21 protein-coding genes are annotated in these 21,753 nt (G+C 40.9%); 3 read left to right on the top strand and 18 right to left on the bottom strand.

Annotation, left to right across the window (positions count from 1 at the left end):
* Positions 1–63 precede the first annotated feature (63 nt).
* Both GQR46_RS02995 and GQR46_RS02990 read right to left on the bottom strand, forming a co-directional pair.
* Positions 64–429 carry a hypothetical protein gene (locus tag GQR46_RS02995; protein ID WP_007579906.1) on the bottom strand — a complete coding sequence of 122 codons (366 nt, stop codon included), beginning with the start codon at positions 427–429 and terminating at the stop codon, positions 64–66.
* A gap of 75 nt (positions 430–504) precedes the next feature.
* Positions 505–1,380 (bottom strand): hypothetical protein, encoded by an 876-nt coding sequence (locus tag GQR46_RS02990; protein WP_165739831.1) that lies wholly within the window; start codon positions 1,378–1,380, stop codon positions 505–507.
* A gap of 157 nt (positions 1,381–1,537) precedes the next feature.
* Between GQR46_RS02990 and GQR46_RS02985 the strand changes: the two genes are divergently transcribed.
* The 3 genes from GQR46_RS02985 (at position 1,538) to yjjG (ending at position 3,749) form a co-directional block, all read left to right on the top strand.
* Complete coding sequence (locus GQR46_RS02985; protein WP_165739829.1) at positions 1,538–2,437, top strand: phosphoribulokinase; 900 nt, start codon at positions 1,538–1,540, stop codon at positions 2,435–2,437.
* Positions 2,438–2,515: 78 nt separating this feature from the next.
* Positions 2,516–3,061: an inosine/xanthosine triphosphatase gene (gene yjjX, locus GQR46_RS02980; RefSeq protein ID WP_165739827.1), complete on the top strand. Its 546-nt coding sequence runs from the start codon at positions 2,516–2,518 to the stop codon at positions 3,059–3,061.
* Between the two features lie 13 nt (positions 3,062–3,074).
* Positions 3,075–3,749 (top strand): pyrimidine 5'-nucleotidase, encoded by a 675-nt coding sequence (yjjG, locus tag GQR46_RS02975; protein ID WP_010554302.1) that lies wholly within the window; start codon positions 3,075–3,077, stop codon positions 3,747–3,749.
* Between the two features lie 92 nt (positions 3,750–3,841).
* Here the strand turns inward: yjjG and lpxC are convergent, their stop codons facing one another.
* The 16 genes from lpxC to mraZ form a co-directional block, all read right to left on the bottom strand.
* Positions 3,842–4,753: a UDP-3-O-acyl-N-acetylglucosamine deacetylase gene (lpxC, locus tag GQR46_RS02970; RefSeq protein WP_007582940.1), complete on the bottom strand. Its 912-nt coding sequence runs from the start codon at positions 4,751–4,753 to the stop codon at positions 3,842–3,844.
* 106 nt (positions 4,754–4,859) lie between these two features.
* Positions 4,860–6,107, bottom strand: a complete 1,248-nt coding sequence (gene ftsZ / locus GQR46_RS02965; protein WP_007582938.1) for a cell division protein FtsZ — start codon at positions 6,105–6,107, stop codon at positions 4,860–4,862.
* Between the two features lie 21 nt (positions 6,108–6,128).
* Positions 6,129–7,361 (bottom strand): cell division protein FtsA, encoded by a 1,233-nt coding sequence (gene ftsA / locus GQR46_RS02960; RefSeq protein ID WP_165727677.1) that lies wholly within the window; start codon positions 7,359–7,361, stop codon positions 6,129–6,131.
* Positions 7,358–8,137 carry a cell division protein FtsQ/DivIB gene (locus tag GQR46_RS02955; protein WP_007582934.1) on the bottom strand — a complete coding sequence of 260 codons (780 nt, stop codon included), beginning with the start codon at positions 8,135–8,137 and terminating at the stop codon, positions 7,358–7,360. The genes ftsA and GQR46_RS02955 overlap by 4 nt, the downstream gene beginning before the upstream one ends.
* A gap of 1 nt (position 8,138) precedes the next feature.
* Entirely contained in the window at positions 8,139–9,059 is a 921-nt protein-coding gene (locus GQR46_RS02950; RefSeq protein ID WP_024592944.1) for a D-alanine--D-alanine ligase, read from the bottom strand.
* Positions 9,056–10,507, bottom strand: coding sequence for a UDP-N-acetylmuramate--L-alanine ligase (gene murC, locus GQR46_RS02945; protein WP_002957994.1), 1,452 nt, complete (start codon positions 10,505–10,507; stop codon positions 9,056–9,058). The genes GQR46_RS02950 and murC overlap by 4 nt, the downstream gene beginning before the upstream one ends.
* Entirely contained in the window at positions 10,508–11,584 is a 1,077-nt protein-coding gene (gene murG, locus GQR46_RS02940; protein WP_165727678.1) for an undecaprenyldiphospho-muramoylpentapeptide beta-N-acetylglucosaminyltransferase, read from the bottom strand. It lies immediately after the preceding gene.
* Positions 11,581–12,756 (bottom strand): cell division protein FtsW, encoded by a 1,176-nt coding sequence (gene ftsW, locus GQR46_RS02935; RefSeq protein ID WP_007582927.1) that lies wholly within the window; start codon positions 12,754–12,756, stop codon positions 11,581–11,583. The genes murG and ftsW overlap by 4 nt, the downstream gene beginning before the upstream one ends.
* Positions 12,753–14,087: a UDP-N-acetylmuramoyl-L-alanine--D-glutamate ligase gene (gene murD / locus GQR46_RS02930; RefSeq protein ID WP_165739824.1), complete on the bottom strand. Its 1,335-nt coding sequence runs from the start codon at positions 14,085–14,087 to the stop codon at positions 12,753–12,755. Before murD ends, ftsW begins: the two co-directional genes overlap by 4 nt.
* Entirely contained in the window at positions 14,088–15,170 is a 1,083-nt protein-coding gene (gene mraY / locus GQR46_RS02925; RefSeq protein ID WP_007582922.1) for a phospho-N-acetylmuramoyl-pentapeptide-transferase, read from the bottom strand.
* Entirely contained in the window at positions 15,170–16,552 is a 1,383-nt protein-coding gene (gene murF, locus GQR46_RS02920; RefSeq protein WP_165739822.1) for a UDP-N-acetylmuramoyl-tripeptide--D-alanyl-D-alanine ligase, read from the bottom strand. The genes mraY and murF overlap by 1 nt, the downstream gene beginning before the upstream one ends.
* A complete protein-coding gene (murE, locus tag GQR46_RS02915) occupies positions 16,549–18,027 on the bottom strand; it encodes a UDP-N-acetylmuramoyl-L-alanyl-D-glutamate--2,6-diaminopimelate ligase (protein WP_165739820.1) in 1,479 nt (492 codons plus the stop codon). The genes murF and murE overlap by 4 nt, the downstream gene beginning before the upstream one ends.
* Positions 18,020–19,837: a penicillin-binding transpeptidase domain-containing protein gene (locus tag GQR46_RS02910; protein WP_165739818.1), complete on the bottom strand. Its 1,818-nt coding sequence runs from the start codon at positions 19,835–19,837 to the stop codon at positions 18,020–18,022. Before GQR46_RS02910 ends, murE begins: the two co-directional genes overlap by 8 nt.
* The gene (gene ftsL / locus GQR46_RS02905) at positions 19,834–20,160 is read right to left on the bottom strand and encodes a cell division protein FtsL (RefSeq protein WP_007582915.1); all 327 of its coding nucleotides are present in this window, start codon (positions 20,158–20,160) and stop codon (positions 19,834–19,836) included. The genes GQR46_RS02910 and ftsL overlap by 4 nt, the downstream gene beginning before the upstream one ends.
* Positions 20,157–21,095 carry a 16S rRNA (cytosine(1402)-N(4))-methyltransferase RsmH gene (gene rsmH / locus GQR46_RS02900; protein ID WP_008167099.1) on the bottom strand — a complete coding sequence of 313 codons (939 nt, stop codon included), beginning with the start codon at positions 21,093–21,095 and terminating at the stop codon, positions 20,157–20,159. Before rsmH ends, ftsL begins: the two co-directional genes overlap by 4 nt.
* A gap of 28 nt (positions 21,096–21,123) precedes the next feature.
* Positions 21,124–21,582, bottom strand: a complete 459-nt coding sequence (gene mraZ, locus GQR46_RS02895) for a division/cell wall cluster transcriptional repressor MraZ (protein ID WP_007582904.1) — start codon at positions 21,580–21,582, stop codon at positions 21,124–21,126.
* Positions 21,583–21,753 lie beyond the last annotated feature (171 nt).

Below are 21,753 nucleotides of genomic sequence, written 5' to 3'. Positions count from 1 at the left end.
CTGAATATAAATTCGGCGGCTTTTTACGTTTATGTTTACGTTTACGTTTATATTTTTGCTTTATTAATTACCAATAATCATTGTAAGTTTAGCTATAAAATCTTTGGCTGCTTGCTCAGAATTTATTTTAAACGCAACACCGTAGTGAATAGGCTGAGCACTTTTAAAAATACGTGTAGGAAAGCGTGTCATCTCGCTGCTATGAAAGTAGCCTTGCGCACGAGTTACGCCATCAATATCACTAAAGTCATCGCTAAACACCTCAAATGCTGGGCGAATTACTATTTTACCCTTGCCGCTTTCGCTGTGGGTATAAAATGCTTCTTTAGAGTTTACTAACATGTACTCTGCAATATTTTTAATCTTAAAATTACTTCTGCACTGTAATTTAATAAGCTGTTCTGTCAGCTCGTCTGCACTATAAGCCACGTGTAATCCCTATTAGTTAATTTGCGTATTAGATTAACGCATACACACAATAAAATCTGAATTTATTTGTCTGCTTTACTGCGTTATATCACATACAAAAGCGAGTTTTTCATTGTTGTAACTCATTCTTGTTATATTTGTTTCGCAGTAGGTGCTTAAATTAAGCCATTGCGATACTTCATCACTTCCATCAAGTTTACGCTGATAAACGCGGTTTTTAATAGCATAAGCGATAGTTGCATCATCTTTCAAAATAAAATCTTGAACTTGAGCAGGTAACCTTAGTAGGTCTTCAACTTGTTTATCCTGTGGATTAAAACTCGCTAAAATATGTTGCTCGTTTTTAGTGTAACTAAATAAAAATGCAGCTGTAGAGTTGTTATAAATAAGCGTTCGGCCAATATTACTGGCAGCTATTTTCCCCTTAGCTTGTGCAACAGAAGTATATTGAAGAGTGTGAGGCTTTCCTAAAATAAACATTACTAAATCATTTTGAACACCCCATGCATGGTACCCAACAGGTTCAATCCAATCAAAAATACGACTTGGCGCATCTTCGCTTTTGAGTGGGTATTGCCACAGTTTTTGCTTACCATCTGCCTCTACAACAATCGCTGATACTGCATCACCACTTGGCATAACCGTTGGTGAATATTCGCTTACGGGAGAGTTACTGATATTAATAACTTTTTTTGATGTTAAATCGTAATAAGCAATATCGGTTTGGCTTTGCTCACCTGCAGTCACCTCATGAGTAAAGTATAAACCTGTACTTGTTAAGTGCGGTTGGTTGTTATAACTGTTTTTATCACTCACTATATTAACTTGTACCCCATAAGGCGTATTTAAATCAGCAAGCAATACTTGGCTTTTTGGCATGCTAGCCTGCGCCATAATTGGGCTAAGCGCTGCTATAGAAAATATCCCAAGTAATGGTTTAATAAGTTTCATGCTTTCTCTCGTTTTAATTTTAAGCACCTCATGATAACGTTATTTGCTGATGACGTCACTTGAGCTAAGTCAGTCAACTCTTAAGATACCCAAACGGCTTAAAATAATGTTAAGTTTAGTCTGGTTATAAAACCTGGTCCTAAAAAAGAGAATTAACATGTCAGCTAAAAATCCTATTATTGCGATTACGGGTTCGTCTGGTGCGGGTACAACCACCACAACCAATGCAATTAAACATATTTTCCGTAGCCTTAATATTGAAGCGGCTTTTATCGAAGGAGATAGCTTTCATCGTTACACTCGCCCTGAAATGGATAAAAAAGTACGTGAAGCACAACAAGAAAATAAACACATTAGTTACTTTGGCCGAGAAGCAAATGACTTTGGTGCTTTAGAAGCGTTGTTTGAAAACTATAGTGAAACAGGCCAAGGTAAGTTACGCCGATACTTACACACCTTTGATGAAGCCGTTCCATACAATCAATTACCGGGTACATTTACTCCTTGGCAAGACCTTGATAGTAATACTGATATTTTGTTTTATGAAGGGTTACACGGTGGTGTAGTTGATCAAGATGTAGACGTAGCAAAGCATGTCGATTTATTAATAGGCATGGTTCCAATTATTAACCTTGAGTGGATTCAAAAATTAATACGCGATACATCCGAACGAGGCCATTCTCGCGAAGCGGTTATGGGCTCTATTGTGCGCAGTATGGATGACTATATAAATCATATTACCCCGCAGTTTTCTCGTACCCATATTAATTTTCAACGCGTGCCTACTGTTGATACATCAAACCCATTTAGCGCAAAAGACATTCCATCGCTTGATGAAAGCTTTGTTGTTATCCGCTTTAGGGGAATTGAAGATGTTGATTTTCCTTATTATTTGCGCATGATTGAAGGCAGTTTTATGTCTCGTATTAATACGCTTGTAGTACCAGGCGGCAAAATGGGCTTGGCTATGGAGCTTGTGCTTACCCCATTAATTAAAGATATTATTTTGAAAAAGCGTGCACTGGAAAACCTAGCACCACTCGATTTACCTATTTAATATTAAGTTAGTCGTATAGCTCTTTTTTGTTAAAGCTAACTCACGTACACTGCTGATTTTGCTCAAGGTGAGATCAGCATGCCACAACAATTAAAAATTATTGTCGGTTCTAAAAATCCTGTAAAAATAAATGCCGCTAAACATATTTTTACTATGTATTTTCCAGAATGTATCATTGACTGTGAAGGTGTGAATGCTCTCTCAGGCGTGCCTGATCAACCTATTGGTGAAGACGAAACCCGAATTGGCGCTCAAAATCGAGTGAATTACTGTAAAACTCACCATCAGGCTGACTATTATGTAGCCATGGAGGGCGGTGCAGAGCAATTTAGCTATGGGCCTGCAACATTTGCTTATGTTGTTATTGATAATGCCTTAAATCAAGTTGTAGGGCGTAGCAGCAACCTTCCTCTACCCCAAGTACTTTATAATGCATTACTTAAAGGTGAAGAACTTGGCGATGTAATGGACAAAGCATTTAATACCACCAACGTTAAACAAAAAGGTGGCGCTATTGGTCTACTTACCAACAATCATGCCACGCGCGAAAGTACCTATACACAAGCACTCACTTTAGCTATGGCGCCTTTTTTACACCCTGAGCTATACGGCCAAACAAATTAATTTAGGAAGTTTAATGAAGTACAACTATGTATTGTTTGATGCAGACGAAACCTTATTTAGGTTTGATATTTTAGCGGGCATGACTCGCATGTTTAAAGCTTACAACGTAGATTTTAGCCAAGACGATTATATTCATTATCAAAAAACCAATAAGCAGCTGTGGGTTGATTATCAAAATGGCACTATTAGCGCAGATTACTTACAAGTAACACGCTTTAATGAGTGGGCTTCAAAACTTAATGTGCCAGCAAAAGAGCTAAACGATGCTTTTTTAGATTCTATGGCGCAAATTTGCGAGCCATTACCTGGTGCTATTGAGCTTTTAAATAAACTTAAGCCAAATGCTAGATTAGGTATTATTACTAACGGATTTGCCCGCTTACAAACCGTACGCCTTGAGCATACTGGCTTAAAAGATATGTTTGAATGGTTAGTTATATCTGAACTTGTAGGTATAGCAAAACCGAATAAAGCGATTTTCGAGCACACATTTGAGCTAATGGGTAACCCAGATAAAAGCGAGATACTTATGGTGGGTGATACTGCTGCAAGTGACATACTTGGCGGCAACAATGCAGGTATTGATACTTGCTGGTTACAACACCCTGGTGAGCAATTAGCCGACGGAATAAAGCCAACCTATACCGTAGCTAGTTTAAATCAGTTACAAGCTCTTTTGGAGTTATAATAAAGTATAGAGCTATTAAATTTCACGCAAAAAAATGACGCTAATTAGCGTCATTTTTTATAACTGTTTTTCGAGCTGCTCTTTTACTGCTTTTAGGCTGGAGCTAACTCAAGACCGGGTGCAGGCATCGTCACAGGCGTTTCAAATGTTGCCCACTCCCATGCTGACTCTGTAGCCATAATTTTACGAAGTAATTTATTATTTAAATCATGACCCGATTTAAATGCAGTTACTTTACCTAAAAGGTTATGGCCTGTCATAAACATGTCACCAACACAGTCTAATATCTTGTGCTTAACAAACTCGTCGCTATAACGCAAACCGTTAGGATTTAAAACTTTGAACTCATCAAGTACCACAGCACTATCCATGCTACCACCTAGCGCTAGGTTGTTTGCATGCATGTATTCAATATCTTTCATAAATCCAAAAGTACGCGCACGGCTAATTTCTTCAATAAAGCTTTGCGTTGTTATATCCAACCCAATACGTTGGCGACTTTCATTGATAGCTGGGTGGTTAAATGCAATCTCAAAGTCGATATGAAAACCATCATATGGTTCAACTTCAGCCCACTTATCACCTTCTTCAATGCGTACTTTTTCTTTAATACGGATAAAGCGTTTAGCAACGTTTTGCTCTTCAATTCCGCCTTTTTGTAACAGATATATGAATGGTAATGCACTACCATCCATAATCGGCACTTCTGAGCTATCTAATTCTACAATTAGATTATCAATTCCCATTGCAGCAACAGCTGCAATAAGATGCTCAGTAGTCGATAAGCGAACACCATCTTTGTTAATTAAACAGGTACACAACTGCGTATCACCAACGGCTTCAGGTGTTGTTTCAAAATCAACAACCGGATCAAGGTCGACACGACGAAATACAATCCCAGTATTTGCGCTCGCAGGTCGGAGAGTTATTGTGACCTTCTCACCTTTATGAAGTCCAATTCCTATGGCTTTGACTACTTCTGCAATCGTACGCTGTTTAATCATAGGTATGCTCACTTTTAAATCAGTTACAGTTATATGGCGTATTTTAACATAAATCCTTTTGCCTTTCAATATTTGTACATATTTCAAACAAAAGTATTATTAAATGTTAATCAGCCTGCTTACGTAAAAAAGCGGGGATATCAAAATAATCACCACCTTCTGATTTATCCGCTTTTTTACTGTTTTGTGCTGAAGAGCTTGATGCACTGCTTGAACTAGTTGTAGGCGCTTTTTCTTTGCTTTGCGTTTGCGCTTTAGCAGTGTTTTCTTCAGTGTTTGTATCTTGGCTTGCAAAGCTTGGTACGTACATACTGCTCGTTTGGTTTGATGTGCTTGCAACATCAGAACCTGATGCTTTTTTAAAGCCGTTATCAACGATACCAAACTGTGGACGACGATCGCCGCCTAAGCCAGTTGCAACAACCGTTACACGTAGCTCATCAGTCATTTCTGGGTCGATTACCGCACCAACAACAACCGTTGCGTTTTCTGACGCAAGTGCTTTAACGTGATTACCAACAATTTCAAATTCTTCAATCGCAATGTCCATACCTGCGGTGATATTAACTAAGATACCTTTAGCACCTGTTAAATCAACGTCTTCTAGTAGTGGGCTTGAGATAGCCGCTTCTGCTGCTTCTTGTGCACGATCAGGGCCTGACGCAGACGCCGTTCCCATCATTGCAGTACCCATTGCAGACATTACAGTTCTAACATCGGCGAAATCCACGTTAATTAAACCAGAACGTGTAATTAGCTCTGCTATACCTTGTACCGCACCAAATAATACGTCATTAGCTTTAGCGAAGGCATCTAGAAGTGTAGTCCCTTTTCCTAAAACTTTAAGCAATTTATTGTTCGGAATTGTAATAAGTGAATCTACAATTTCTGACAATTCGTTAATGCCTTGTTCAGCGGCTGCTGCACGTTTTTTACCTTCAAAATCAAAAGGACGTGTTACAACTGCAACGGTTAAAATACCGAGTTCTTTAGCAATTTTAGCAACTACCGGTGCTGCACCAGTACCTGTACCGCCGCCCATACCGGCTGCAATAAATACCATATCGGCGCCTTCAAGGCTGGCACGAATTGTATCTGCATCTTCTTCAGCCGACTTACGGCCTACTTCAGGGTTTGCGCCCGCACCCAACCCAGAGGTTATTTGCGTGCCTAGCTGAACTGTAATATCGGCAGCAGAGTTACGTAATGCTTGCGCATCCGTATTAGCGGCTATAAAACGCACGCCTTCTATTTGTTGTTTAACCATGTGCTCAACAGCGTTACCGCCACCACCGCCCACGCCGATTACTTTTATTACAGCTTCTTCGCTGTGTTGTTCCATTATATCAAACATGTTTACTCTCCGACTTGAGTCTTAAAACTCGCCTTGGAACCATTTAGTAATGCGGTTCCACCAATTATTGTTATCCTCTGCTTTCGACTTTTGTGCATTCATCGATTGCATGGTACGCCCGTATTGTAACAAACCAACAGCGGTTGCGTACGAAGGATCATCTACGTAGTCTGTCAAACCAACCATCCCGATTGGTTTGCCTATCCTTACTGGCATTTGGAAGATGTCTTCTGCCACTTCCATCGCGCCAGTCATTTTAGCAGTTCCGCCTGTAATAACGAGACCTGCCGCAATTTGGTCTTCTAAGCCTGAACGACGAATTTCTTCCATCGCAAGCTCAAATAATTCTCTAAAACGAGGCTCTACCACCTCAGATAATGTATGGCGCGACATCAGTCTTGCTGGTCGTCCGCCTACACTAGGTACTTCAATCGTGTCTTCACTACTAGCCATTTGACTACTAGCACATGCGTATTGTACTTTGAGTGACTCTGCATGTGATATAGGTGTACGAAATATTTTTGCAATATCACCAGTAACTTGGTTACCAGCCACAGGTATAACGGCAGAGTGACGAAGCGCACCATTAATATAAATGGTGATATCCATAGTACCGCCGCCAATATCAAGTACTGCAACACCAAGCTCTTTTTCGTCATCTGTTAGTACAGAATAACATGACGCTAATGCAGTAAAGATAAGTTGATCGACTTCAAGACCACAGCGCTCTACGCATTTCTCGATATTTTTTGCCATATCGTTTGAGCACGTAATAATGTGTGCACGCGCTTCCATACGAACACCACTCATGCCCAATGGGTTTTTAATGCCCTCTTGCATGTCGATACTGTATTCTTGCGGCAATGCATGCAGCATTTTACGCTCTGCCGAAATAGGCACAGAACGCGCAATATGAATTACATTTTCAATGTCTTCTTCAGTGACTTCAGTGTTATTAATTGCCACCACGCCACTTTCGTTTTGACATTGTATATGCTTGCCAGAAATACCCAAATACACAGAGCTAATACGACAATCAGCCATTAACTCGGCTTCGTCTATTGCTCGGCGAATAGACTCAGACACTAAGTTTAAATCGTTAACGCCGCCTTTATCCATACCATGAGATACTTGGCTGCCCACACCAACAATGCTGAGCTTGTTATCTGCGGTGATTTCACCTACCGTGGCAACCACTTTCGAGGTGCCAACGTCTAACCCTATTACTAGGTTTCTTTCTGCTGACTTAGTCATGCCTTACTCTTATTTTGTAATTGTTCTTCTTGCACTGGCTTAAAGCTGACTGCAAGGCCGGTATCATACCGTAAATCTATTGTATCTACTTGTGCATCTGCACGTTGTTCCATTCGTGGATAAACGTCTATAAAACGTTGTACACGCTTGGCTTTATCTTTACGTCCTAAATTTAAACGTATTCCGTTATCTAACCATAGTTGCCACGAAAAGCGCTCCGACAATGCCAAACTTGTTAACGTTAAGCCGTTAACTTTTAGCATTTCATCAAATTGCTTAAAAGCAATCCACGCTTCTTCTTCGCTGCCTTCTGGGCCGTATAACTGCGGTAAGTCATCATCTAACTTATCGCTGCTGGCTTGAAATGCTTGACCACTTTGGTTGAGCAATAAGTCGCTATTCCAATGTGCTACTACTTCATGTTCAACAACATATACTTGTATAGTATCAGGCCATTGTTTACGCACCGAAGCGGTAGCAACCCAGGGTAAGTCTTGAACTAGCTGCTGCACATGCTTAACATCAAGTTCAAAAAAACTACTTAAATCGGCTTTTTTAATCGCTTTTATAATTGCCGTTTCATCTGTGTATTTAGGCTGCCCTTGCACTGTAAGGTGCTTAATTTGAGCATCTTTGTTTTCAACTAACCAATCCGATACACCTGTCGTAATTTGCACTAAGCCAATTACAACTATCAGAAAAAAGCTCACACCAAAAATCAGAGACCAATTAAGTTTCAGTTTGATTTCCTGAGCTTTTTCTAAAAGGGGATGCATATTAAAGCGTTTGCTCTAAAATGCGAACAACTAATTGTTCAAAAGTTGCCCCATTCGCTTTTGCTGCCATTGGCACTAACGACTTTTCAGTCATGCCAGGTACTGTATTTACTTCAAGCAGGTAAAAGTTACCTTGCTCGTCTTGCATCGCATCAACACGGCCCCAACCACTTGCGCCCACTAAATCAAATGCATCTAGCGATATAGCTTGTAAGTACTTAGTATCTTGCTCTGATAAATCTGCAGGGCAATGATACTGCGTTGTATTTGATTGATACTTAGCTTGGTAATCGTAAAAACCATTTGGTGTCGTCATCTCGATGACTGGTTGTACTTCATCGCCAAGCACTGTAACTGTGAATTCACGTCCCGTGATCCACTGCTCTACAAGCACTTGATTATCAAACTTAAATGCATTAGCTAGTGCGTCTTCAAGTTCTTGTGCTGTACTTGCTTGCGCCATACCTATGCTTGAGCCTTCGTGCGATGGCTTAACCATTACCTTTTTAAACTCACCCATAATAGCTGCAGCATCAAAGCCTTTTTTAGCGTCAACTACGGTATAAGGTGCAGTGCTTAAACCCGCTGATTTAAATAAGTGCTTACAACGTACTTTATCCATAGCAAGTGCTGAACCCAGTACATTACTGCCCGTGTAAGGCAGGTTCATAAACTCAAGCGCACCTTGTACAGTTCCGTCTTCGCCACCACGACCATGCAAAGCAATAAAAACGCGCTCTACATTTAATTCTTTTAACTCCCACAAAGAACGACTTTGCGGGTCAAATGCAATTGCATCAATGCCACTATTTTGCAGCGCATTTAAAACAGCCTGACCCGATCGTAAAGACACTTCACGTTCTGCTGAGTTACCACCTAGCAGTACCGCTACTTTACCAAATTGTGTGTTTACCTGAGTCATACTTCACCTTGCTTAAGTTTTTCTATCGACATACCCGTCGCAGCTAATGTTTTAACTAACTGACCTATATTACCAGCGCCTTGGGTTAATACTAAATCATTATTTTGTAAATTTGCGGCCAAAACGCCTGCAAGCTCTGCATTTGTTGCTACATGTAGCGGCTCTTTGCCACGTTGACGAAGGCTACGGCATAAGCTTTTGCTATCTGCACCAACAATTGGATCTTCACCAGCGCTATACACATCAAGCAATAGCAACTGATCTACATCAGCAAGTACTTTTACAAAATCTTCGTATAAGTCGCGTGTACGAGAAAATCTATGAGGTTGATATACCATTACTAAACGCTTATCAGGCCAACCTTCACGTACTGCTGCAATTGTTGCTGCAACTTCTGAGGGATGATGCCCGTAATCATCAACTAACATCACATTGCCACGCTCGTTTTCAAATTCACCATAGTGTTGAAAACGACGACCAATACCTTCAAACTTCTGCAGCGCTTCTAAAATTGCATGATTCGCAATGTTTTGATCTTTTGCCACAGCAATCGCAGCGGTTGCATTAAGTGCGTTGTGTCTACCTGGCATATTCAACGTGGCAGTTAAACACTCACCTTGTTTGTTAGTTACTGTAAATGTGCATGTATTAGCTGATTGGCTAAAGTCGCTCATGCGGTAATCAGCATCCTTCGATTCACCATACGTGATAACTGGGCGACCAAAGCGCGGGATAAGTTCAGCAGCAACTTCAGAATCAATACATACAACAGCTAAACCATAAAACGGCAAGTTATGAATGAAATCTACATACGTGTCTTTCATTTTTTCAAGACTGCCGCCATAAGTATCCATGTGATCTTCTTCAATATTTGTGATCACCGATACCATTGGCTGTAAGTGTAAAAACGACGCATCGCTTTCATCAGCTTCTGCAATTAAAAAATCACTTTTGCCTACTTTTGCGTTACTACCTGCGCTATTTAACAAGCCACCAATAATAAAAGTTGGATCAAGCCCTGCTTGTCCATAAATACTCGCAATTAAGCTTGTTGTCGTTGTTTTACCATGCGTCCCCGCAATTGCTATACCGTGGCGAAAACGCATTAATTCAGCCAACATTTCTGCGCGGCGCACAACGGGGACTCTTGCGGCTTTAGCTGCAATAATTTCAGGATTTGTTTCATCAATCGCACTTGAAACAACGACTACATTGGCATCTTTCACGTTATTTTCATGATGGCCAATAAATACTTCTGCACCGGCTTTAATTAAACGATCTGTCATAGCGCTATGGGCAATGTCAGAACCTGTAATACGGTAGCCTTCAAAAGCGAGTACTTCAGCAATACCGCCCATACCTGCTCCACCAATACCAATAAAGTGAATGGTTTCTATTCGGCGCATTGCAGGACGTGTGTGTTTTTCTTGTACTGACGTTTCTTTCACTTATTTTCTCTTATTTGTTACTTGCTCACAGTGCGTTGCTACGCTTGCTGTGGCATCTAAAATGGCTTGTTTTTTTGCATTTGTAGCCATTTCAGTAATTAATGAAGGTTGGGCTAAATACGGGCTTAATAGTTCAACAATTGATTGTTTATTAAACTGCCCTTGTGGCATTAATAATGCGCCATTAGCCATCACTAAATATTGTGCGTTAGCTGTTTGATGGTCATCCACAGCATGTGGAAACGGAACAAAAACGGCCATTTTACCTGCCGCTGCAATTTCGCTAACAGTTAACGCACCAGCACGGCAAACAACAATGTCAGCCCAGCTATACGCTGCGTCCATATCATCAATAAATTCAGCTATTTTTGTATTACTGCCTGTAAAGGCATGCATTTTATAAGCGGCTTCTACGGTAGTTAAATGACCCTTACCTGTTTGATGCCATATACTTATTGGAGCTGTATTATTTAGTACTTTAAATGCTTCTGGTAATGTTTGATTAAGCACTTGTGCACCAAGCGAGCCGCCCACTACTAAAATATTGACAGGGCTTGATACATCGCGTTTGGCTATATTCATAACGCTTTGGCGAACTGGGTTACCTACTAGCTCGGCTTGACCCTGTGCAAAAGCACTTGGAAATGCAGCTAATACTCGTGTAGCCACCTTAGCTAGCAGTTTATTGCTCATACCCGCTACAGCGTTTTGCTCGTGAATAACCAGCGGGATACCTAAACTTTTTGCGGCAATTCCCGTTGGACCCGTAACATAACCGCCCATTGCAAGTACTACATCAGGACGCTGTTCTTTCAATACCTTACGCGCCTGCAATACTGCATTAATTACCATGAATGGGGCTTTAATAAGACGCTTTAATCCGTTACCACGAACACCTTTAACGTTAATAAAATCAATATCTATATTGTGCTTAGGTACAACGCTCGCTTCCATTCGATCTGGTGTGCCGATCCAGCTAACTTGCCAGCCCTGCTGTTTTAAATAATCGGCCACTGCAATACCGGGAAAAATGTGTCCGCCAGTTCCACCAGCAACTACTACTAATTTTTTACTCATCGCTTACCTCCGCGTGAGGTGGCTTGTTTGGTTGCCATTTTGGTTTCAAAATCTACGCGTAATAAAATACCCGTGGCAATCGTCATAATTAATAAGCTTGAGCCACCATAAGAAATAAACGGCAGGGTTAAACCCTTCGTCGGTAAAATACCTGCGCTCGCACCTACATTCACCATGGTTTGAAATGCAAACCAAATACCAATGGCAAATGAAAAGTAGCCTTCGTATTCCTTGCCGCACTTAAGCGCTTGTTGACCTATTAATAAGGCCCTAAATACTAAAGTAGCTAATACCGTTAAAATACTCACAACGCCTATTAAGCCAAGTTCTTCACCTATAACGGCAAAAATAAAATCGTTATGTGCTTCAGGTAAATATTGTAGCTTTTGTACACTGTTACCTAAGCCTTGGCCAAACCAACCACCTTGGCTATATGCCATTAGCGATTGCACCAATTGATAACCCTTGCCAAAAGGATCATCCCAAGGGTCTAAAAAGCCAACAACACGTGCCATACGATATGGTTCAACAATAATAAGTAATACAACCAGACCAACGCCCGTTAAAATAAGTACAAAAAACTGCCATAACTTAGCACCAGCTAAAAACAATAAACCAACCGTTGTTACAAACATAACAACCACTGTGCCTAAATCTGGCTGCAGCAGAATAAGCAGTGCATACACTGCAAATACAGCAATTGGCTTTGCAAAGCCTTTAATATTTTCTTGTACTTCTTCGCGTTTTCTTACCAAATAACCCGCAATATAACTAAAAAAGTACAACTTAGCGGCCTCAGCCACCTGAAAACCAACAGGTCCAATAGGTATCCATCGTTTAGCGCCGTTTACTTCACGCCCAATAATCAATACCGCTATTAATAGCACCATACCTAGTATTAATAGATAAGGGTTTGATCGTTTCCACCACTCCATTGGCACACAAACGCTTATCCAAAAAAGTACAAACGCCATTGCCAAAAACATGCTGTGGCGAATGGTAATATGGTACGGGTCATCAAATAACCGCTCTGCGGTAGGCATTGATGCGCTGGTCACCATGATAAAACCAACACCAATTAGCATTATTACGCAGTACAATAGCGGTACATCGTATAACTGCGCCGAAGGCTTAGGTGTTAATGCGTCTCTTATATCGGCAAAAGCAATCATAACGCCCCTGCCATTACACACTGAACAAAGTCATCACCGCGTTGCATATAGTTGTTATACATATCAATACTGGCACATGCGGGTGCTAATAAAACAATATTGCCTGTACTACTAAGTACTTTGGCCAAAGTAACGGCTTCTTCCATATTGTTAGTTAAATAACTCTTATTGGTAATCGCAGCTAAGTCACTTGCATCTTTACCAAAACAAATTAATGCTTTTACATGCTGTTCTATGTAAGGTTTAAGCGCATTTAAATCAGCGCCTTTGGCATCGCCACCAGCAATAACAATCAGATTTTCACCGTCACTAGCTAAACTATCTATTGCAGCAATGGTCGCTCCAACATTAGTTGCCTTTGAATCGTTAAAATACTTTACACCGTTAAGCTCAGCTACAAATTGGCAGCGATGAGCCAACCCATTAAATTGACCTAACGCATTTTTATATTGCTCTTTGCTTACTTCAAACGGACTTAAGAGCGCCATTACTGCAAGCGTATTTAAATAATTGTGCTTACCCACTACCGCAAGTGTATCAACAGGTAAAAAGGCATCGCCTTTAACCATAAAGTGAGTTTCGCCATTATGTTGCGCTAAATGGTAATCACCTTGTTGAGCACCAAAGCTGATTAGGGGGGTAGAACCGCGCTCAACTGGATGTGTTTGACTATCGTCTGCATTGACAACAATAAGCTCTGCGATATTATAAATACTAAGCTTTGAGTCTATATAAGCTTGGTAACTGTCGTAGCGGTCAAGATGATCTTCAGACACATTTAATACCGTTGCACTTACTGGTTTTAAACTCGTTGTGGTATCTAGCTGAAAACTCGATAACTCAAGCACATACACATCAAAATCATCATTGAGTAAATCAAGTACCGCTGTGCCAATATTCCCACCCAAAGCAACTTTATAGCCGGCTTCTTTTAACACTTCATAAGCGAGCGTAACCACGGTTGATTTACCGTTAGAGCCCGTTACTGCAACAACAGGTTTTGAATTAATACGTGCAAATAACTCAACGTCGCCAATCACTTCAACACCTGCGTTAATTGCATTTGCAACAGCTGGTATTTTTAAGCTAAGCCCAGGGCTTATAATAATCATATCGCTTGAACAAAGCTCTGCGTCATCCAAATTACCGAAGTGGGTATCTAGAGTTGGCGCGTGCTCTTTTAACCAATCAATCCCCGGCGGGGTTACTCGGCTATCAACGACCTTTGGTGTTAGGCCATGAGATAATAGAAAACGCACAATGCCCAGACCGGTTACACCGAGTCCGAGCACTGTTATTTGTTTGTTTTTTATCTCGTTTAAATACTGCATTTATCGAATCTTTAAAGTAGCTAAGCCAGCAAGCACTAGCACAACAGAAATAATCCAAAAGCGCACAATAACGCGAGGTTCTGGCCAACCTTTTAATTCATAATGATGATGAATTGGCGCCATTCTAAAAATGCGTTGTCCGCGTAATTTATACGACCCCACTTGTAATATCACCGATAGTGCTTCCATTACAAATACACCGCCCATAATAATAAGCAGTAACTCTTGGCGTACTAAAACAGCAATAATACCTAATGCGCCACCAAGTGCTAATGAGCCAACATCGCCCATAAATACTTGTGCTGGGTAAGTGTTAAACCATAAAAAGCCAAGCCCTGCGCCCACAATGGCAGTACATACAACCACAAGCTCACTCGCCAGCGGTAAATGTGGAATATGTAAGTAAGCCGAAAAGTTAATATTACCTGTTAAGTAAGCAATAATTGCCAGCGCTGAAGCCACTAAAATAATTGGCACAATCGCCAAGCCATCTAAACCATCGGTCAGATTTACCGCGTTTGATGTACCTACTATGGCAAAATACGTAAGCACGATATAAAACAAACCTAATTGCGGTAACACGTCTTTAAAAAATGGAACAACAAGTGATGTTTCAGATGCTTGTGCACTGGTAAAGTACAAAGCAGTAGCTACAACTAATGCAATTACCGACTGCCAAAAGTACTTCCACTTAGCAATTAAGCCTTTTGGATCTTTACGAATAACTTTACGGTAATCATCAACAAAGCCAACAATACCTAAAGAGCCAATTACAAACAGTGTTGCCCATACGTATTTATTTGATAAATCGGCCCAAAGTAACGTGCTGGTAAAAATAGCGGCTAAAATAAGTAAGCCACCCATAGTCGGCGTACCCGACTTAGACAAATGCGATTGCGGACCATCGTCTCGAACTGTTTGGCCTATTTGCATACGTTGCAAACCACGAATTAACTTAGGCCCTAAATAAAGAGACATAATTAACGCAGTTAAAATACCTAAAATGGCACGTAGCGTTAAATACGAAAAAACATGAAAACCACTAAAATACTGTGTTAAATACTCTGCCAGCCAAACTAACATTATGATACTCCATTGATGGCTTGTTGCTGGCCATTAACTAAATCGGTTACTAATAATTCCATGCGAGAACTGCGCGATCCTTTCACTACTATTGTTGTTTTAGTATTCACTTTATTAATACTTTCTTGAATTTTTTGCTGCATCTGTTCGCGGCTCGAAAAGTGGCGATTAGGTAGTTCAAACACATCACTTGCGTATTTACTTAATACACCTAATGTAAATAACTCATCAATACCTTGCTCAAGTGCATACTCGCCAACTTCTTGATGGTACTTACGTGCATCTTCACCTAGCTCACCCATATCTCCGAGTGCTAAAATGCGGTGACCTTGCATATCACTTAACAAGTCAATCGCAGCCTTTACCGACTTAACATTGGCATTATAGGTATCATCAACCACGGTGAGTAAATCAGACACTTCAATTAAATTAACGCGCCCTTTTACATCAGCCATTGTGGCAAGTGCATTGGCTATTTCTTCATGGGTTACGTTAAATTCACTGGTCAGTGCAGCAGCGATAAGTGCATTACTAATATTGTGCTTACCCGGAAGTGCCAAAGTAACAGGTACTTGCTTGTTTTTAGTGCAAAGCGTAAAGCTTGCACGCGCATTGGCATCAAGCGTGATGTTCTCTGCCCAAATATCTAGTTTTTCAGTTGTAGAAAAACGTTTAACATTACGCCCTTCAAGCTTATCTAACCAATATTGGCTAAATTCACTATCGCAGTTAACAATCGCAACGCCATCATCTTTAAGGCCATCAAAAATCTCACCTTTAGCTTTTGCGACGCCCATTAAACTACCAAAACCTTCTAAGTGGGCTGCTGCAACATTACATACAACGGCTACATCTGGTTTTGTCATTGCAGTGGTGTAAGCAATTTCACCTAAGTGATTTGCACCTAGTTCAATTACTGCAAAGCGATGTTGAGGCTCTAAGCGCAATAACGTAAGTGGGACGCCAATATCGTTATTAAAATTACCTTTAGTAGCTAATACATCACCGTGAACCGACAAAATTGCCGCACACATTTCTTTTACGGTGGTTTTGCCTACACTCCCTGTAATTGCAATTGTTTTAGGCGCCACCTGGGCCATAACAGCGGTGCCAATTACACCTAGTGCAATACGTGTATCGCTTACTATAAATTGTGGAATATCTACATCAACTTTGTGCTGAACAATAACGCCAATAGCGCCTTTTTGTTTAGCCTCAGCTATAAATTTATGCCCATCAAAATTTGGCCCTTTCAGTGCTAAAAACACCTCGCCATCGCACACTGTACGAGTATCAGTATTTATATTAAGCACGTGTTGATTATCACCTTGATAATCGGTTGTTAGCACATTAGCTAACCAATCAAAATCCATTGGGATCATTGTGTTATCCCTCTTACTGCTTTTTTTAGTTGTTCTTGTACATACCGGCGATCGCAAAAGTCGATTCGCTTATCGCCTATAATTTGATAATCTTCGTGGCCTTTACCTGCAATCAAAATAACGTCATCAGCTGTAGCATTTTCTATAGCAAAACGAATTGCAGTTGCTCTATCAGCCTCTAAATGTGCATTTTGAGGATGGGTTAAACCGCCTGCTACATCTGCAATAATGTCATCAGGGTTTTCTGAGCGAGGGTTATCACTGGTAATAATAACTTTATTAGCGTTTTGCTCTGCAGCTTGCGCCATCAATGCACGCTTACCTTTATCTCTGTCGCCACCGCAACCAAATACACAACTTACACCACCTGGCACATGCAGCTGTAATGCTTGTAATGCAAGTGCAAGTGCATCGGGTGTATGTGCGTAATCAACAACACACGTCGGCATGCCTGCTTGGCTAAATGCTTGCATTCGCCCAGCTACTGGCTGTAACTGCGCACAACCTGAAACTAATTGCTCAAGCGGATAACCAAGCCCTAGTAATGTAGCGATCGCGGCCGTTAAGTTATATAAATTAAATTCGCCAAACAGAGGCGATTTAATCGACATAACACCCCAACTAGTCGATAACTGCGCCGAAATACCTTCACTTGAATATTCAACATCAGAAAAATAAACGTACTGAGCATTCTTAGGGGCTAAGTTTTTGCGGCCATAACAAATTAGGTTATTAAAATCATACTTTTCAAGCCATTGCTCAGCTTGAGAATCATCTTGATTAAGCACTACAACTTGCGGCTCAAAATCACGGAAAAGCATTAGTTTCGCATCACCGTAACTTGCCATATCACCATGGTAATCTAAGTGATCGCGCGAAAGATTAGTAAACACAGCAGCTTTAAATGCGCATTTAGCAACACGTTGCTGCACTAACCCATGAGATGATACTTCCATGGCTACTAGCTTTTTATGCTGCGAATTTAAATCACTCAAAATATGCTGTAAATCAACCGCAGAAGGCGTGGTGTTAATCAGTGGAATTAAATTATCAGGGTGGCCGTAACCTAAAGTCCCTATAATAGCCGAATCAGTACTGCAAAATTGCGCCAAGTGGGCAATCATTGCTGTGGTTGTCGATTTACCGTTTGTACCTGTCACGCCAATTAAATCAAGAGCCTGACTTGGCTGGCTATAAAAGCGACTTGCTAATTCTGGAAGCTTTTTATCAAGCTCCGAAACTAAATATAGTGGCTCAAAACTTGTTTCAAATTCACATAATCTGTCAGCAATAATAGCTGTTGCGCCATTTTCAATTGCTTTATTAATAAATTGACCGCCATCAAGTGCATGGCCTTTAATAGCAACAAATACATCACCTGGCGTTACTTCACGGCTATCAAGGCGTAAATGTTTTACCAGTTGCGAGGGCGCATCTATTTCGATGTATTTTAAAATATCCTTTAAATCACGCATCGTTATCTTTACCTTGTACGTACGCAACCTCTTCCTTGTCAGGCGCTACGTTTAATATTCTTAATGCGTTAGAGATGATTTCTGCAAATGCAGGGCCAGCGGTGGCACCTCCATAGTACACATCACCACCTGGTTCATTAATCATAACTACCACGGCTAAACGAGGATTACTTGCCGGCGCTACACCTGCAAAATAACCTACATATTCATCACCATAACCACCTGCTACGGCTTTTTTAGATGTACCTGTTTTACCAGCTGCACGATACCCATCAACTTTTATGTTGCGAGCAGTACCGTCTTTTTCAAATACACTTTCCATCATGTGCACTACGGCTTCTACGTCTTTTTGTTTAAAAATACGTTCGCCTTCAGGTATATTGTCTTGCTTTAAAATAGTCAGAGGTCGGTTAACTCCACCAGCGCCTAACATGGTATAAAAGCGCGCCATTTGCGCAGTGCTTACCGAAATTGCATAACCAAATGATAAAGTGGCAATTTCAAAGTCAGACCAACGACGATTTGGATAAAACAAACCGCTGCTTTCGCCTACCATGCCTGTTCCAGTGTCACTGCCAAACCCTACTTTTTGGTATAAGCCAACGAGGTAATCTTTAGGCACTAACTGAGTAACCTTCGCAACTCCCATGTTTGAGGAGTACTTTAGTATTTCACGCAATGTTAGTTCGCCGTGATTACGGGTATCTCTCACTAAACTACCACCTAAACGCATCCACCCTGGATAGGTATCAATTGTGTCATCTGCCTTAATGGCGCCATAGTCTAGCCCAGCCAAAATGGCTAGAGGCTTAACAGTTGAGCCAGGTTCAAACAAATCGGTAATTGCACGATTACGACGTTTATGAGGGGCTGCATCGCTTAAATTATTTGGATTAAATGAAGGACTGTTTACCATTGCCAGTACTTCACCGGTTTTAACATCAACTACCATAGCCGATCCCGATGTGGCTTTATAAGTCAGTACAGCTGATTTTACGGCCTTGTACGCAATGGCTTGAATTCGTTGATCAATACTTAATTCTATACTTTCTGGCTCTACACGTTCACGTTCGTCAAGTACTTCTACCTCACGCCCTTGTGCGTCTTTACGAATGGTACGGCGGCCTTCCTCGCCCGTTAAAGCGTTTTCGTATAGCTTTTCAATACCTTCAATGCCTTTGCCATCGATATTGGTAAAGCCAATTACATGCGCGGTAACTTCACCTGCAGGGTAGTAGCGTTTAGATTCATCTAGTAAATGGATACCAGGGAGGCGTAAATCACCAATATAATTTGCTACAGCAGGAGTAACTTGGCGCTTTAAATACACAAAGCGACGCGAAGGATCGTTTAAAAGTCGAGAATTAATCTTTTTAGGATCAATACGCAGCACATCTGCAAGCTCGCGCCAACGTAAATCGTTTTTATAATAAAGTGCAGTACGCTTATCAAGCTCAACAGTGTTTTCAGTTAAAGATAAGTGATCTTCGCCGCTTTTGCGGGCTTGTTTGATTACTTTAGATACAAGCGATTTATGTAATGCTTTAGGATCAGCATACACACTTACCACAGGCACACTTACCGCTAATTCTTTACCATTGCGGTCAAAAATCATTCCGCGTTGCACATGCAGTTTTTCAACACGTACCGTACGTTTATCACTTTCTGAACGTGCTTTATCAGGTTCTATCACTTGTAAATAAGCAGCGCGAGATACGAGTGTTACAAACACCATAAACACAACTGTACACACCAGCATAAAGCGCCATGTGATTAAATTAGTGACTGGTTTTTTGCCTCTATTTCTCATTGTACTATTATTACCTGCTCATCTTGACTCGTAGGTCGTTTCATTTTTAATTGTGATATAGCAACTTCTTCAATGCGTGCATGTTGCGAATAAAATTCTTCTTCAACAAGTAAGTAGCGCCACTCTAAATCGAGTTCATCACGTTCTTGTAATAATTGATCTTGCTTTATAAGTTGCCCACGAGCTAAATGTGTTGTTTGCACAACAGCTAAACTAGAAGCGAATATCACAACCAACAAGGCCGAGGTTAGCTTGTTAGCACCTAGGCCTTTTAATATTTCAAAGAATAAATTGGGTTGACGATAGCTCGCTTTTTTACTCATCCCAACCTCTGTGCAATCCTAAGTACAGAACTACGAGAACGTGGATTACGTTCTACTTCAACAGTACTTGGCTTAATAGCCTTACCCACTGCTTTTAACGTCAGGTTTTTATTTATTTGTGCATCAGTTAAAGGCAGACCTCTGGGTAACACTTCTCCCCTACTCTGTTTTCTAATAAACTGTTTTACAATACGATCCTCTAGTGAGTGAAACGAAATCACCACTAAACGTCCGCCTGGCTTTAGCACTTTAACTGCAGACTGTAGCGCTGTTTGAATCTCTTCAAGCTCGCTATTGATATAAATACGAATCGCCTGAAAAGTACGTGTTGCAGGGTGCTTAAACTTATCTTTTACAGGTACTGCTTCATCAACAAGGTCAGCAAGTTGCTTGGTTGTTGTGATTGGCGTGTGCTCACGAACTTCGAGTACTTTGTGTGCAATGCGTTTACCAAACTTTTCTTCGCCCAGTTTTTTAATTACGTGGGTAATATCATCTAACTCGGCTTCTGCTAACCACTGTGCAGCACTGCGACCTGTTGTTGGGTCCATACGCATATCAAGTGGCCCATCTTTCATAAAACTAAAACCACGCGCAGCGTCATCCAGTTGTGGCGACGAGACACCAATGTCTAATAAAATGCCATCCACTTTACCAATTAGATCGTTCTGCTCTGCTACTTCGTATAAATTTGAAAAACGAGTATGTGCAATCGCAAAACGTGGATCATCAGCAAATTTTTCGGCTGATTGTATCGCTTGTGGATCTTGGTCAATTGCTTGCAGGCGACCTTCATCACCTAGGCGTGCTAAAATTTGTCCAGAGTGGCCGCCACGTCCAAACGTACCATCCATGTATATACCGTCTGGCTTAATTGCGAGGGCATCGATGGTTTCGTCCATTAATACGGATACGTGTTCAAATTGCGCTGTCATTAGCTATTATTTGCCTTTTTTTGTGCTGTTAGAGTGTAAAATTATCTAAATCTTGGTTAGGTTCAAAATCGCCAAGCCTTTCAAGCTCAGTATCTTGCTGCATTTGCTCGTGCCAACGCGCCTCATCCCAAATTTCAAATTTATTCATCAAACCAACTAGCATGATTTTTTTGCCAAGTGATGCATGAGCCCTCAGTGACGGCGCAAGCAAAATTCGACCATTTTTATCAAGTTGATATTCAGTAGCATTCCCGAGCAACATACGCTGCATTCGACGGGCTCGTGGGTTCATATTGGAGATTTTAGCTAAACGGCTTTCTATTTCTAGCCACTCAGCCAGCGGATACAACCATAAACACGGCTCATTTAATGCGACGGTACAAATAACCGTTCCCTGATCTTCAGACAATAGAGATTCTCGGTACTTAGTCGGTACCGCAAAACGCCCCTTATCATCCAAACTCAGTGAACTCGCGCCACGAAACATAAAAAACCTACTTTAAAATTGTTTTATTCAACTTTTGTTTATTTTTATCCAGAGTGATCCACTAAAAACCACTTTTTACCACAGTGCTCCAGTTTAGGGCTTGACAAGCCATTTTGTCAAGTAAGCTGACCAGCTTTAGTAAGTCCCAAAGCTAGAAAAAATAAGGGCTCA

Source organism: Pseudoalteromonas sp. Z1A6, from assembly GCF_011378745.1.
Lineage (GTDB): Bacteria > Pseudomonadota > Gammaproteobacteria > Enterobacterales > Alteromonadaceae > Pseudoalteromonas > Pseudoalteromonas arctica.
The sequence above is the reverse complement of the archived record's forward strand: the minus strand, read 5'-3'. Positions and strand labels throughout refer to the sequence as shown.